Source organism: Kitasatospora sp. NPDC033851 (assembly GCF_055576085.1).
The window spans coordinates 228,018-240,615 of the sequence record NZ_JBVIRL010000006.1 but is presented as its reverse complement, the minus strand read 5'-3'; the positions used below and the strand labels follow the sequence as shown (position 1 = coordinate 240,615).

13 protein-coding genes and 1 tRNA gene are annotated in these 12,598 nt (G+C 71.1%); 12 read left to right on the top strand and 2 right to left on the bottom strand.

Annotated elements, in window-relative coordinates; translation table 11 throughout:
• The first annotated feature begins 50 nt into the window (after positions 1–50).
• Complete coding sequence (locus ACZ51D_RS14685; protein ID WP_465616118.1) at positions 51–1,094, top strand: UDP-N-acetylmuramate dehydrogenase; 1,044 nt, start codon at positions 51–53, stop codon at positions 1,092–1,094.
• Here ACZ51D_RS14685 and ACZ51D_RS14680 read toward each other — a convergent pair.
• Entirely contained in the window at positions 1,091–2,182 is a 1,092-nt protein-coding gene (locus ACZ51D_RS14680) for an adenosine deaminase (RefSeq protein WP_465616120.1), read from the bottom strand. The two genes, ACZ51D_RS14685 and ACZ51D_RS14680, sit on opposite strands and share 4 nt — an antisense overlap.
• Before the next feature lie 109 nt (positions 2,183–2,291).
• Entirely contained in the window at positions 2,292–3,539 is a 1,248-nt protein-coding gene (locus ACZ51D_RS14675; protein WP_465616122.1) for a pyridoxal phosphate-dependent aminotransferase, read from the bottom strand.
• 285 nt (positions 3,540–3,824) lie between these two features.
• Between ACZ51D_RS14675 and ACZ51D_RS14670 the strand changes: the two genes are divergently transcribed.
• The 11 genes from ACZ51D_RS14670 (at position 3,825) to rplL (ending at position 12,415) form a co-directional block, all read left to right on the top strand.
• A tRNA-Trp gene (locus ACZ51D_RS14670) sits at positions 3,825–3,897 on the top strand.
• Between the two features lie 149 nt (positions 3,898–4,046).
• A complete protein-coding gene (gene secE, locus ACZ51D_RS14665; RefSeq protein WP_360494892.1) occupies positions 4,047–4,406 on the top strand; it encodes a preprotein translocase subunit SecE in 360 nt (119 codons plus the stop codon).
• Positions 4,407–4,615: 209 nt separating this feature from the next.
• Complete coding sequence (nusG, locus tag ACZ51D_RS14660) at positions 4,616–5,539, top strand: transcription termination/antitermination protein NusG (protein ID WP_465616124.1); 924 nt, start codon at positions 4,616–4,618, stop codon at positions 5,537–5,539.
• Between the two features lie 165 nt (positions 5,540–5,704).
• Positions 5,705–6,139 carry a 50S ribosomal protein L11 gene (gene rplK / locus ACZ51D_RS14655; protein ID WP_360494898.1) on the top strand — a complete coding sequence of 145 codons (435 nt, stop codon included), beginning with the start codon at positions 5,705–5,707 and terminating at the stop codon, positions 6,137–6,139.
• A gap of 76 nt (positions 6,140–6,215) precedes the next feature.
• Positions 6,216–6,938, top strand: a complete 723-nt coding sequence (rplA, locus tag ACZ51D_RS14650; RefSeq protein WP_360494901.1) for a 50S ribosomal protein L1 — start codon at positions 6,216–6,218, stop codon at positions 6,936–6,938.
• A gap of 237 nt (positions 6,939–7,175) precedes the next feature.
• Complete coding sequence (locus ACZ51D_RS14645) at positions 7,176–7,958, top strand: hypothetical protein (protein WP_465616127.1); 783 nt, start codon at positions 7,176–7,178, stop codon at positions 7,956–7,958.
• A 124-nt stretch (positions 7,959–8,082) separates the two neighbouring features.
• Positions 8,083–8,922: an SCO4651 family lipoprotein gene (locus ACZ51D_RS14640; RefSeq protein ID WP_465616129.1), complete on the top strand. Its 840-nt coding sequence runs from the start codon at positions 8,083–8,085 to the stop codon at positions 8,920–8,922.
• Between the two features lie 100 nt (positions 8,923–9,022).
• The gene (locus ACZ51D_RS14635) at positions 9,023–9,970 is read left to right on the top strand and encodes an SCO4651 family lipoprotein (RefSeq protein WP_465616131.1); all 948 of its coding nucleotides are present in this window, start codon (positions 9,023–9,025) and stop codon (positions 9,968–9,970) included.
• Positions 9,971–10,155: 185 nt separating this feature from the next.
• Positions 10,156–11,034: an SCO4651 family lipoprotein gene (locus ACZ51D_RS14630; RefSeq protein ID WP_465616133.1), complete on the top strand. Its 879-nt coding sequence runs from the start codon at positions 10,156–10,158 to the stop codon at positions 11,032–11,034.
• A gap of 345 nt (positions 11,035–11,379) precedes the next feature.
• Entirely contained in the window at positions 11,380–11,943 is a 564-nt protein-coding gene (gene rplJ / locus ACZ51D_RS14625) for a 50S ribosomal protein L10 (protein ID WP_045693068.1), read from the top strand.
• Between the two features lie 88 nt (positions 11,944–12,031).
• The gene (gene rplL / locus ACZ51D_RS14620; protein ID WP_360494915.1) at positions 12,032–12,415 is read left to right on the top strand and encodes a 50S ribosomal protein L7/L12; all 384 of its coding nucleotides are present in this window, start codon (positions 12,032–12,034) and stop codon (positions 12,413–12,415) included.
• Positions 12,416–12,598: the final 183 nt, after the last annotated feature.

Genomic DNA, 12,598 nt, shown 5'->3' with positions numbered 1-12,598 from the left:
GAGGTGAGCGGGCGATTAACTGCCCGCTTTCCCCCCGTACGCTGGTGGGCGTGCTGGTAGAAAACGACGCCCCCCTCGCCCCGCTGACCACGCTCCGGCTCGGCGGCCCGGCCCGCCGCCTGGTGACGGCCCACACCGACGACGAGGTGATCGCCGCCGTCCGCGAGGCCGACGCGGCGGGCGAGCCGCTGCTGGTCCTCGGTGGCGGCTCCAACCTGGTGATCGGCGACGCCGGCTTCTCCGGCACCGTGCTGCGGATCGCCACCACCGGCTTCGTCCTGGACGGCGCCGTGCTGGAGCTGGCCGCCGGCGAGGTGTGGTCGGAGGCGGTCGCCCGGGCGGTGTGCGAGCACGGCCTGGCCGGCATCGAGTTCCTGGCCGGCATCCCCGGCTCGGCCGGCGCCACCCCGGTGCAGAACGTCGGCGCGTACGGCCAGGAGGTCGCCCAGACGATCACCGAGGTGGTCGCGTACGACCGCGCCACCGGCGAGGCGGTCACGCTTTCGAACGCCGAGTGCGCGTTCTCCTACCGGCACAGCCGGTTCAAGGCCGAGCCGGACCGCTACGTGGTGCTGCGGGTCCGGTTCGCCCTGGCGGACCACGCCGGGCTCTCCAGCCCGGTCAAGTACGCCGAGGTGGCCAAGCACTTCGGCGTCGGGCAGGACGAGCGGGTGCCGCTGGCCGAGGCGTTCGAGGCGGTGCTGAAGCTGCGGGCCGGCAAGGGCATGGTGCTGGACCCGGCGGACCACGACACCTGGTCGGCGGGCTCCTTCTTCACCAACCCGGTGCTCACGGCCGCGCAGTACGAGTCCTTCCGCACCCGCCCGGGCGCCGAGAACGCCCCCGCCTACCCGGCCCCGGAGGGCTGCACCAAGACCTCTGCGGCCTGGCTGATCGACAAGGCGGGCTTCGGCAAGGGCTACGGCAGCGGCCCGGCGACCCTCTCCACCAAGCACACCCTGGCGCTCACCAACCGCGGCTCGGCCACCGCCGAGGACCTGCTGGCCCTGGCCCGGGAGATCCGGGACGGGGTCCGCGAGGCCTTCGGGGTGGAGCTGGTGAACGAGCCGGTGATGGTGGGCGTCGCGCTCTAGGCGGTCGAGGTCGAGGTCGAGGTCGCGGCGGCGGTGGCGGGCGCGTCCGCGGGGGCGTGCCCGTTCGCCAGCCAGGCGTCGATGTCCGCCAGCAGCTCCTTGCGGACGGCCTCCGGGGCGACCGAGCCGCGCACCGACTGCCGTGCCAGCTCGGCGAGTTCGGCGTCGCCGAAGCCCAGGACGTCCCGGGCCAGGTCGTACTGGTCGGCCAGCCGGCTGCCGAACAGCAGCGGGTCGTCCGCGCCCAGCGCCAGCGGCACCCCGGCGTCGAAGAGCTTGCGCAGCGGGACCTCCTCGGGGCTCTCGTAGACGCCGAGCGAGACGTTGGAGGACGGGCACACCTCGCAGGTGATCTGCCGGGCCGCCAGCCGCTCCATCAGCCGGGGGTCCTCGGCGGCCCGCACGCCGTGGCCGATCCGGCCGGCGTCCAGGTCGTCCAGGCAGTCCCGGACGGACTCCGGGCCGGCCAGCTCGCCGCCGTGCGGGGCGGCCAGCAGGCCGCCGTTGCGGGCGATCGCGAAGGCCCGGTCGAAGTCCCGGGCGAAGCCGCGGCGCTCGTCGTTGGAGAGGCCGAAGCCGACCACCCCGTGGTCGGCGTAGCGGACGGCCAGCCGGGCCAGCGTCCGGGCGTCCATCGGGGACTTCATCCGGTTGGCCGCGACCAGCACCCGGATGCCCACCCCGGTGGCCCGGGCGGCGTTCTCCACCGCGTCCAGGATCAGCTCCAGCGCGGGGATCAGTCCGCCCAGCCGGGGCGCGTACGAGGTCGGGTCGACCTGGATCTCCAGCCAGCGGGAGCCGTCCTGCCGCTCGTCCTGCGCGGTCTCCAGGACCAGCCGGCGGATGTCCGCCTCGTCCCGCAGCACCGAGCGGGCGGTGTCGTAGAGGCGCTGGAAGCGGAACCAGCCGCGCTCGTCGGTGGCCCGCAGTTTCGGCGGCTCACCGGAGCTGAGCGCCTCCGGCAGCCGGACGCCGTGCTTGTCGGCCAGCTCCAGCAGCGTGGCGGGGCGCATCGAGCCGGTGAAGTGCAGGTGCAGGTGGGCCTTCGGGAGGCCCCTGACGTCTCGCGGGTTCAACAGGCGTTCCATTCACCGATACTGCCGTATGGGACCCCCAAACGGGAACCGCCCTCTTTCCCTCCCCCGAAGGGGTGAAAGAGGGCGGTGTACCGGGTGAATCCCGAATGTCGGGCCGACGTCAGTCGCGGGCCTCGCCGAGCAGCTTCTGGATCCGGCTGACACCCTCGGCCAGGTCGGCGTCGCCGAGCGCGTAGGAGAGCCGCAGGTAGCCGGGGGTGCCGAAGGCCTCGCCGGGGACGACCGCGACCTCGGCCTCGTCCAGGATCAGGGTCGCCAGCTCGCCGGAGGTCTGCGGGCGCGTGCCGCGGATCTCCTTGCCCAGCAGGCCCTTCACCGACGGGTAGACGTAGAAGGCGCCCTCGGGCTCGGGGCAGTAGACGCCCTCGATCTCGTTGAGCATCCGCACGATCGTCTTGCGGCGGCGGTCGAAGGCGGTGCGCATCTCGGCGACGGCGTCCAGGTCGCCGGCGACGGCGGCCAGGGCGGCGCGCTGCGCGACGTTGGAGACGTTCGAGGTGGCGTGCGACTGCAGGTTGGTCGCGGCCTTGATGACGTCCTTGGGGCCAATCACCCAGCCCACCCGCCAGCCGGTCATCGCGTAGGTCTTGGCGACACCGTTGACGACGACGCACTTGTCGGCCAGCTCGGGCAGCAGGGCCGGCAGCGAGGTGAAGGTGGCGTCGCCGTACACCAGGTGCTCGTAGATCTCGTCGGTGAGCACCCACAGGCCGTGCTCCAGCGCCCAGCGGCCGATCGCCTCGGCCTCGGCCTCGGTGTACACCGCGCCGGTCGGGTTGGACGGCGAGACGAACAGCACCACCTTGGTGTTCTCGGTGCGGGCGGCCTCCAGCTGCTCGACCGAGACCTTGTAGCCGGTGGTCTCGTCGGACACGACCTCCACCGGGACACCGCCGGCCAGCTGGACCGACTCGGGGTAGGTGGTCCAGTACGGGGCCGGGATGATGACCTCGTCGCCCGGGTCCAGGATCGCCGCGAAGGCCTCGTAGATCGCCTGCTTGCCGCCGTTGGTGACCAGTACCTGGGAGGCGTCCACCTCGTAGCCGGAGTCGCGCAGCGTCTTGGCGGCGATCGCGGCCTTCAGCTCGGGCAGGCCACCCGCCGGCGTGTACCGGTGGTTCTTCGGGTCGCGGCAGGCCTCGACGGCCGCCTCGACGATGTAGTCCGGCGTCGGGAAGTCGGGCTCGCCGGCACCGAAGCCGATGACCGGGCGGCCGGCGGCCTTGAGGGCCTTGGCCTTGGCGTCCACGGCGAGGGTCGCGGACTCGGCGATCGCGCCGATCCGGGCGGAGACCCGGCGGTCGGCGGGGCGAATGGACTGGTCGGGCTGCGGGGTGGAAGCGCTCATGCCTGCATCGTCGCAGAACCGGGACGGACCGGGCATCGAGGTTCCAGTATCCGTACGGCTCCGTCCGCATCGCGGCGCCCGACGATCCGTCGGCGGGCGCCCCGTCGGACCGGACATCCGCCGGGCGATCGGTCCTCCCGGAAGAAGAGGTTCGACCAAACACCCCTCGACCACGTACACTCGCTCCTCGACGGCCCGCCGAAAAAGACCGGAGCTTTCACCGTCTGTGCAGACAGCGGGGAGAGATGCGGTAGGTTGGTCGCCACCGGAGCCGCGAGGCACCGTAGGGCAATAGCTCAATTGGTAGAGCACCGGTCTCCAAAACCGGCGGTTGGGGGTTCGAGTCCCTCTTGCCCTGCTGCTTGATCCGTTGTCAGCCCGTTCGCTCCACAGAGCGAGCGGGCTTGATGCGGAGATGGCACCGATCAGCACCGCTAAGCCGGCCGGTCGCGCTCCATCGGGTGCGCGGCGACGGATTCGGCAGGACCCGGATTCAGGTGAGGACGAGTGACGGAGACCACGGGCTCCACCGCAACGCCTGAGAGCGGCAACCCCGAGGGTGCCGACGGCGCTGCCGAGACCACGCCTGCCGAGGGCGAGGAGAAGGCGCTCTCGCGCCGCGACCGCAAGCGGGCCAACCGCTCCGGCGACAAGAAGTCCGGCAAGCGGGCCAAGAAGGGCCTGTTCGCCCGTATGGGGCTGTTCTACCGCCAGATCATCGCCGAACTGCGCAAGGTCGTCTGGCCCACCCGGAGCGAGCTCACCAACTACACCACCGTCGTGGTCGTGTTCGTCGTGGTCGTGATGGCCTTCGTGGCCGGCCTGGACTACGGCTTCTCCAAGATGAGCCTCTGGATCTTCGGCTGACGCGGCCGACCACCTTCGAAACAGCTTTCCGACCCGGGCCGACCTTCGGCCCGGGTCGAGCTGTCTGCGGCGGACGTACGCGCCATTACCGTTGACTCGGTACTGTTGAAGTCTCCGAGACCTCTCCAGGCGCCCGCGCGAGCGGCAGCGTGCCGGGTCGGGTTTCGGAGCGCGCCACCTTCACCATCTCCAGGAAAGAAGCAGCCACCGTGTCTGAGTCCCCCCTGTACGACGCCGACGAGACCGTCCGCGAGGCGGATGTCGCCGCCGAGCTGGACGCGGCCGAGCTGGCTGACGACGCAGAGTCCGCCGAGCAGATCGTGGACGCCGCGGACAGCGACGAGGACGAGGTCGAGGCGTACGACGAGGCCGAGGCCGGTGAGCCCGCCGAGGAGGCCGCGCTGCACGTGGAGGGCGACGTCGAGGCCGCCGCCGACGAGGCCGAGGCCGGCGAGGCTGAGGCTGACGAGGTCGAGGCCGACGAGGCCGCCGCCGAGGAGGCCGAGGAGGCCGAGGAGGCCGAGGAGGTCGACCCGGTCGCCAAGTTCCGCGAGGACCTGCGCTTCATGCCGGGCGAGTGGTACGTGATCCACACCTACGCGGGCTACGAGAACCGGGTGAAGCAGAACCTGGAGCAGCGCGCCGTCTCGCTGAACGTCGAGGAGTACATCTTCCAGGCCGAGGTGCCGCAGGAGGAGGTCGTCCAGATCAAGAACGGCGACCGCAAGACCATCCGCCAGAACAAGCTCCCCGGCTACGTCCTGGTGCGCATGGACCTCACCCCGGAGTCCTGGGGCGTCGTGCGCAACACCCCGGGTGTCACCGGCTTCGTCGGCAACGCCTACGACCCGTACCCGCTGACCCTGGACGAGGTCGTCAAGATGCTCGCCCCGGACGTCGAGCGCCAGGCGGCCAAGGAGGCCGGCAAGCCCTCGCCGATCAAGCCGAGCGAGATCCAGGTGCTGGACTTCGAGGTCGGCGACTCGGTCACCGTCACCGACGGTCCGTTCGCGACCCTGCAGGCGACCATCAACGAGATCAACCCCGACTCGAAGAAGGTCAAGGGCCTGGTCGAGATCTTCGGCCGGGAGACCCCGGTCGAGCTCTCCTTCGACCAGATCCAGAAGAACTAGTCATACGGTCTTCGGATCCGGGGTGGGGCCGAGCGCCCTGCCCCGGATCCGTTTTGGTCCAGCGGCGCGAACGCGTTAGCCTGGTTCGATGTGTGTGCTCCCGGCCGGGTGTCGCCCCGGTTCCGCACGCACCAGCAATCACCTCTCGGAAGGACCCGGAGAGACATGCCTCCCAAGAAGAAGAAGGTCACGGGGCTTATCAAGCTCCAGATCAACGCCGGTGCGGCCAACCCGGCGCCGCCGGTCGGCCCCGCGCTGGGCCAGCACGGCGTCAACATCATGGAGTTCTGCAAGGCCTACAACGCTGCGACCGAGTCGCAGCGCGGCATGATCGTGCCGGTGGAGATCACGGTCTACGAGGACCGTTCCTTCACCTTCATCACGAAGACGCCGCCGGCCGCGCGCCTCATCCTGAAGGCCGCGGGTGTCGAGAAGGGCTCCAGCGAGCCGCACAAGACCAAGGTCGCGAAGCTCACCAGCGCCCAGGTCCGCGACATCGCCACCACCAAGATGCCCGACCTGAACGCCAACGACCTGGACGCCGCGGAGAAGATCATCGCCGGCACCGCCCGGTCGATGGGCATCACCGTCGAGGGCTGAAACCCTTCTCGTCCCTTGTGGTAGGGCCCGCGCAGGCCCGTGACACCACAACTCCCATCACCATTCAGGAGCAGCTATGAAGCGCAGCAAGGCCCTGAAGGCCGCGGACGCCCAGGTCGACCGCGAGCGCCTTTACGCCCCCCTCGAGGCCGTCCGCCTCGCCAAGGCGACCAGCACCACCAAGTTCGACGGCACCGTCGAGGTCGCCATGCGTCTGGGCGTCGACCCGCGCAAGGCCGACCAGATGGTCCGCAGCACCGTGATCCTCCCGCACGGCACCGGTAAGACCGCTCGGGTCCTGGTCTTCGCGACCGGCGAGCGTGCCGAGGCCGCGCGTGCTGCGGGTGCCGACATCGTCGGTTCCGACGAGCTCATCGACGAGGTCGCCAAGGGCCGCCTCGACTTCGACGCCGTCGTCGCCACCCCGGACCTCATGGGCAAGGTCGGCCGCCTCGGCCGCGTGCTCGGTCCCCGTGGTCTGATGCCGAACCCGAAGACCGGCACCGTGACCCCGGACGTGGCCAAGGCCGTGAACGAGATCAAGGGCGGCAAGATCGAGTTCCGCGTCGACAAGCACTCGAACCTGCACTTCATCATCGGTAAGGCCTCCTTCACCGACGAGCAGCTGGTCGAGAACTACGCCGCCGCGCTGGACGAGGTGCTCCGCGCCAAGCCGTCCGCCGCCAAGGGCCGCTACATCAAGAAGACCGCGTTCTCGACCACCATGGGCCCCGGCATCCAGGTGGACCCGAACCGCACCCGCAACCTCCTCACCGAGGAGGACCCGGCCGCGGTCTGAGCCCCAGTGCTCTAGAGCAGTCCGTACGGCGGGCCCGTACCCCCTTCACCGGGGGTGCGGGCCCGCCGTCGTTTCCGGGGCCGTCGTCGTTTCCGGGGCCGTGGTCCTTCGGGGAGCCGGGGCCGCGATCGGAACGGTTGCGGGATCGGGACCGGCTCGGATGGGAACGGATGCCCGAGACGTCGTACGCTCTGCCGGTCAGATCATGTGGAGAGCCTGTGACCGACGGAGTGTCCCGTGCCGACAGCCCCCCGCTCCGCCGCCCTGGTGGCGGCTCTCCTGCTGCTCGGCGCCTGCACCGGCTGCAGCCTGCTGGCCACCCCGGACACCCGGAGGCCCGGCACCCCCGCGGCCGTGCCGCCCAAGCAGGTGGTGCTCTCGGCCGCGCAGGCACTGGACGACGCCGGCGGCGCCCGGATCGAGGTGGTACGGGAGGGCCCGGCCGGCCGGCGCACCGCGAGCGGCACCCTGGTCTGGGGCCCCCGGGACGAGGCCGAGCTGACCGTCACCGACGAGGCGGGCACCGGGCAGCTGGCGCTGCGCAACGGTGCGGTCGACCTCGCGTACCAGGGCGGTGCGGCCAAGCACGCCGACCGGGCCGGCGCCGAGTCGCTGGACCCGACGGCCGGCCCTGATCCGGACGGCTACGCGGGAGGCTGGACGACCGCGCTGATCACCGGACCGGGCAGCCGCGCGTACGCGATCGCCCAGCACGTCGCACTCGGCTCGCTCGGTGGCGAGCAACTGGACGGGATGGCCGTCGCGCACTACCAGGGCTCCGTGTCGGTGGACGAATTCTTCGGCAAGGACGAGGAGTTGAGCCCGCAGCGGCGGACCGCGACGGTCGACTGGTGCCGGCAGCAGGGGGTGACGGCGATCGGTTTCGACGTCTGGGTCGGACCCGGCGAGCGGCTGCTGAGGCTGCGTGAGACGGTGCGGGGCAGTGCCGGAACCACCGTGACCACCACGGATGTCCCCTCCTCCGGAACGGAAGACGCGACGCCTACCGCGGGCGGCTGACGGGAGGGGGACATCCGGTGCGTGGCGGCTCGGGCCATCCGTTAGAGTCCGCCTGGGAAAAGTCCTGAGAAGACCTGAATATCAGCTCTTCCATGGATCGAATCGGACCTCACGGGGGTACTCCATGCGCGCTGTGCGCCTCGCCTCGGCCGTCGCGACGACGGCCGTCCTGCTCGGTGCGGTCACCGCCTGCAGCAGTGGCAGCAAGGGCGGCAACGACGCCAAGAGCGGTGACGCCAAGGGCGGCGACCCGATCGCGGCGGCGCTGACCGGAGACCCGAAGGCGGCGCTGGCCGCCTCCGCACTGGTCATGCAGAAGGCCGGCAACGGCAAGGTCACCATGATCGCCCCGGACGACGCCAAGGGCGGCGGCTCCGGTGACGCCGACTGGAAGGACCCGGCCAAGGCCGCCGCGGACCTGACCGGCGACATGGGGGGCAAGAAGCTCAGTTTCCGGGTGATCGGGGCGGACGCCTACCTCGGCGGCGGCGACGCGGCCGCGGCCCTGGGCGGCAAGCACTGGGTCAAGCTGCCCGCCGGCAACGAGGCCGGTGACGGCTTCGTGGCGGCGGGCCAGATGCTGAACCCGGTCGTCGTGCTCACCGTCGCGGCCCAGGGCGGCAAGCTGTCCAAGGTCGGCCAGGAGAGCCTGGGCGGCGTCCAGACCACCCACCTGCGGGCGGTCGAGGACACCTCCGTCCTGGTGGCCGGGATGTCGGCGCTCCCCGAGGGCCAGCGCAAGGCCGTCCAGAAGACGCTGGAGGAGGACGGCAAGACCCTCACCTTCGACTTCTGGCTCAACGGCAAGCAGGAGCTCGTCCAGTACCAGGAGTACGGCGACACGAACGGCCAGAAGCAGGCCGTCACCGTCAAGTACTCGGACCTCGGCAAGGCCTCCGCGATCACGGCGCCCGCCGCCGCCGACCTCGGCGACGCGACCGACCTGCTCAAGCTGCTCGGCTGATCCGGCCGGGCCGGTGAACCGGAGCCCGTGGGGCTCCACCCGCACGACCGGCTACCGCCCCGGGCGCACCTCGCGCCCGGGGGTTCTCAAGGGGGGAACCATGGCTGGAACCCGCAAGACCGCCGTCGCCGTCGTCCTTGCCGCTGTGGCACTGACCGCGACCGCTTGCAACGACAGCAACGGCGACGGCAGGAACGCCGCCCCGGCCGCCCCGGCCGCGCCGACCACGGCCGGCGCGCAGGCTGGCGCGCCGTCGTCCGCAGCCTCGTCGGAGGCCGCCTCGAAGCCGACCAAGGTGACGCCGGCGGTCTACCTGGAGCAGGTCACCCAGAAGACCGGCGCGGCCAAGTCGGCGAAGATCGACGAGGTGATCACGGTGGGCGCGGTCACCATCAAGGGCAAGGGCGCGGTCGGCTGGTCCGACGGCCTCGAAGCCGACCTGACGATGGACCTGTCGGGCTCGCCGATGGCCAAGGTCCTGGAGCCGGTGACCGGAGGGCCCAGCGTGCGGTACCTGTACACCAAGGACGCGATGTACATGCGCCTGGGCGGACAGATGGTCCAGAGCGGTGGGGGCCCGCACTGGGTGCGCTTCGACAAGGCCGACATGGCCAAGGCGACCGGCGGCTCGACCGACCAGCTCCAGAACGCGGACCCGGTGCAGGGCGTCCGGACGCTGATCGCCAGTGGCAAGGTCGCGGAGGTCGGTCCGGAAACGGTGAACGGCAAGGCCACCACCCACTACTCGGGCACGCTCAGCGTCGCCGACATGGCCAAGGCGAGCGGTCAGGGAGTGACCGCGGACCAGCTCGACCAGATCAAGCAGAAGCTGACCGGGGCCGGCATCACCAGCGACCAGGTCGACGTCTGGGTCGATGCCGACCAGCTCGTGGTCAAGCGGACCGAGCGGTCCGAGACCAAGGCCGGCCCGCTGAACGTCTCCGTGACGTACTCGGACTACGGGACCCCGGTCATCGCGTCCGAGCCGGCCGACTTCATCGACTTCGGCGACCTGGACCAGTACATGAAGGACGACGCCACCAGCTGACCCGGGCGGACGGGGAGCCGACGCCGTCGGCTCCCCGTTCCGCGTCCCGACTCGGCCGACCCGGTGGATCCGCCCGGGCCGCGCGGCCCGACGAGGGGGCCGCCACCGACCGAGCCGGTGGCGGGTGGCATGGTGGCCGGAGGAGGGCCGCCGTCGGACGGGGGCCGGGCGAGGAGGGAACGGACGTGGCGGGACGGCAGCGGTTGGCGGCGGTGGTCGTCGTCGCCCTGCTGGCGAGCGGGCTGAGCGGATGCGGCGGGGGAGACGACGCGCGCGCGACGCCGTCCGGCAGCCCGAGCACGACCAGCGCCTCGCCGGCCGGCGCCTCCTCGACCGGGCCGGCCAAGCCGACCGACCGCTCGCCGCACGGGGTGCTGCTCTCCGCCCAGCTGGCCATGCAGACCGCCCGCCGGGCCAAGGTCAGCTACCGGCTCAGTGCGGACGCCGGATCCGGCCCGCTGTTCTGGCAGCCCAAGACGGCACTGCAGGTCAAACGCTCCACCCCGGGCGACGCCGAGCAGCTGATCGTCGTGGACACCGTCGCCTACCAGGGCGGCGACGCCGCCACCGCGGCCCGGCACGGCGGCAGGCACTGGGAGCGCTTCACCGTCCCGCCGGACCCGGACGGCCACAAGGAGATCCCCTACGCCGGGCTGATCGACCTGCTGAACCCGGTCGAGGCGCTGGCCGCGGCCACCGCCGACGGGACGGACGCCGCCTTCGTCGGCGAGGAGAAGTACGAGGACTCGACCGTCGAGCACTACCGGGTCACCACCACCGCCGAGAAGTACGCGGCCGCCCAGACCCAGCTGACCCAGGCCCGCCGGGACGGCCTGCGGGCCGCGCTCGCGCCCGGCGGCTCGCTCTCGCTCACCCTGGACCTCTGGCTCAACGACAAGGACCAGCTGGTCCGGATCCAGCGCACCGGAAACGGGGACAGCGGCCGGGCGGACGACTCGGTGCTCTACACCGACCTCGCCGGGGCCCTGCTCTCGGCGCAGGCGCCCGCCGAGACGGACACCGTGGACACCGGCGTCCGGACGGTCTCCCCACTGGCCCGCTGAGCCCCGGGACGGGCGGGGTCCGGGCGATTTGCCCCGGACGGCGCGGTGCCGTTACTGTTACCGAAGCCAAAGACCGCTGGTTGTCGCCGCGCCCCGTCAGGGAGCCGGTGGCCGAAGGATCTGCGATTCGTCGCAGGCAGCCCGCGCAGGTGTGTCTGGAGCTTCGACTTCCGGGTACCGCGCTCGCGTGGACGCCCGTCGAGGTCGTCACGAGCCCCGTGCGCCTGCGCACCGGGGCTCCTTGCATTTCGCAGGAGCTTTCCTTCCGTCCGGTCGGTCCGCGGCGACCTAGGTCGACTTTCGCGGTCGGCCCGACTTCGACATCACGGAAGGAGGCGTAAGCCTATGGCCAGGCCCGACAAGGCTGCTGCCGTTGCCGAGATCACGGACAAGTTCCGTGGCTCCTCCGCGGCGCTGCTGACCGAGTACCGCGGTCTCTCGGTGAAGCAGGTCAAGACCCTGCGTCGCTCGCTCGGCGACAACGCCGAGTACGCCGTGGTGAAGAACACGCTGACCAAGATCGCGGCCAATGAGGTCGGGATCACGGAGCTCGACGACCTGTTCAACGGTCCGACGGCTGTTGCCTTCGTCACCGGTGACCCGGTGGAGTCGGCGAAGGCTCTGCGTGACTTCGCCAAGGAGAACCCCGCTCTCATCATCAAGGGCGGTGTCCTTGACGGTAAGGCGCTGTCCGCCGATGAGATCAAGAAGCTCGCGGACCTCGAGTCCCGCGAGGTGCTGCTCGCCAAGCTGGCGGGTGCCCTGAAGGCCAAGCAGTCCCAGGCTGCCGCGCTCTTCCAGGCCCTGCCGTCGAAGCTCGTCCGCACCGTGGACGCGCTGCGCGACAAGGTCGAGCAGGGCGGTGCCGGTACGCCGGCTCCCGCCGCCGAGGACGCTGCCGCCGAGTAGTTCGGCAGGCTCACGCCTCGCTGCGGGCCCGTGCCCGCCAAACCCGTACATACGGCACCACCTGCCGATTTAGTGGAAGGACGCCATCATGGCGAAGCTGACCCAGGACGAGCTGCTCGCGCAGTTCGAGGAGCTCACCCTCATCGAGCTCGCTGCCTTCGTGAAGGCCTTCGAGGAGAAGTTCGACGTCACCGCTGCCGCTCCGGTCGCCGTTGCCGCCGCCGGCGTTGCCGGCCCGGCCGCCGAGGCCGCTGAGGAGCAGGACGAGTTCGACGTCATCCTCGACGGTGCCGGCGACAAGAAGATCCAGGTCATCAAGGAGGTGCGCACCCTGACCTCCCTCGGCCTGAAGGAGGCCAAGGACCTCGTTGACACCGCTGGTGCCAAGGTCCTGGAGAAGGTTGCCAAGGACGTTGCCGAGAAGGCCAAGGCCGCCCTCGAGGGTGCCGGCGCCAAGGTCACCGTCAAGTGATCATGCGCCCCCTCTGAGGGGGCGTACGGCCGGGCCGATCACCCTTGCGGGTGGTCGGCCCGGCTTTTTGCGTTCCCGGGGTACCGGGCGGTGCCCGGCCCCGTTTTCCCGTCCGGGCCGGCGCGGCCCACCGGTGTGGCCCACCGCTCACTCGGCACCGTCGGTGGCGAGCGGTAAGGTGAT

What these genes read in the sequence shown, in the direction of transcription:
- rplA (WP_360494901.1), top strand. Translation starts at nt 6,216, where the DNA reads ATGAAGCGCAGCAAGGCCCTGAAGGCCGCGGACGCCCAGGTCGACCGC.
- rplK (WP_360494898.1), top strand. Translation starts at nt 5,705, where the DNA reads ATGCCTCCCAAGAAGAAGAAGGTCACGGGGCTTATCAAGCTCCAGATC.
- rplJ (WP_045693068.1), top strand. Translation starts at nt 11,380, where the DNA reads ATGGCCAGGCCCGACAAGGCTGCTGCCGTTGCCGAGATCACGGACAAG.
- ACZ51D_RS14675 (WP_465616122.1), bottom strand. Translation starts at nt 3,539, where the DNA reads ATGAGCGCTTCCACCCCGCAGCCCGACCAGTCCATTCGCCCCGCCGAC.
- ACZ51D_RS14680 (WP_465616120.1), bottom strand. Translation starts at nt 2,182, where the DNA reads ATGGAACGCCTGTTGAACCCGCGAGACGTCAGGGGCCTCCCGAAGGCC.
- ACZ51D_RS14640 (WP_465616129.1), top strand. Translation starts at nt 8,083, where the DNA reads ATGCGCGCTGTGCGCCTCGCCTCGGCCGTCGCGACGACGGCCGTCCTG.
- rplL (WP_360494915.1), top strand. Translation starts at nt 12,032, where the DNA reads ATGGCGAAGCTGACCCAGGACGAGCTGCTCGCGCAGTTCGAGGAGCTC.
- ACZ51D_RS14635 (WP_465616131.1), top strand. Translation starts at nt 9,023, where the DNA reads ATGGCTGGAACCCGCAAGACCGCCGTCGCCGTCGTCCTTGCCGCTGTG.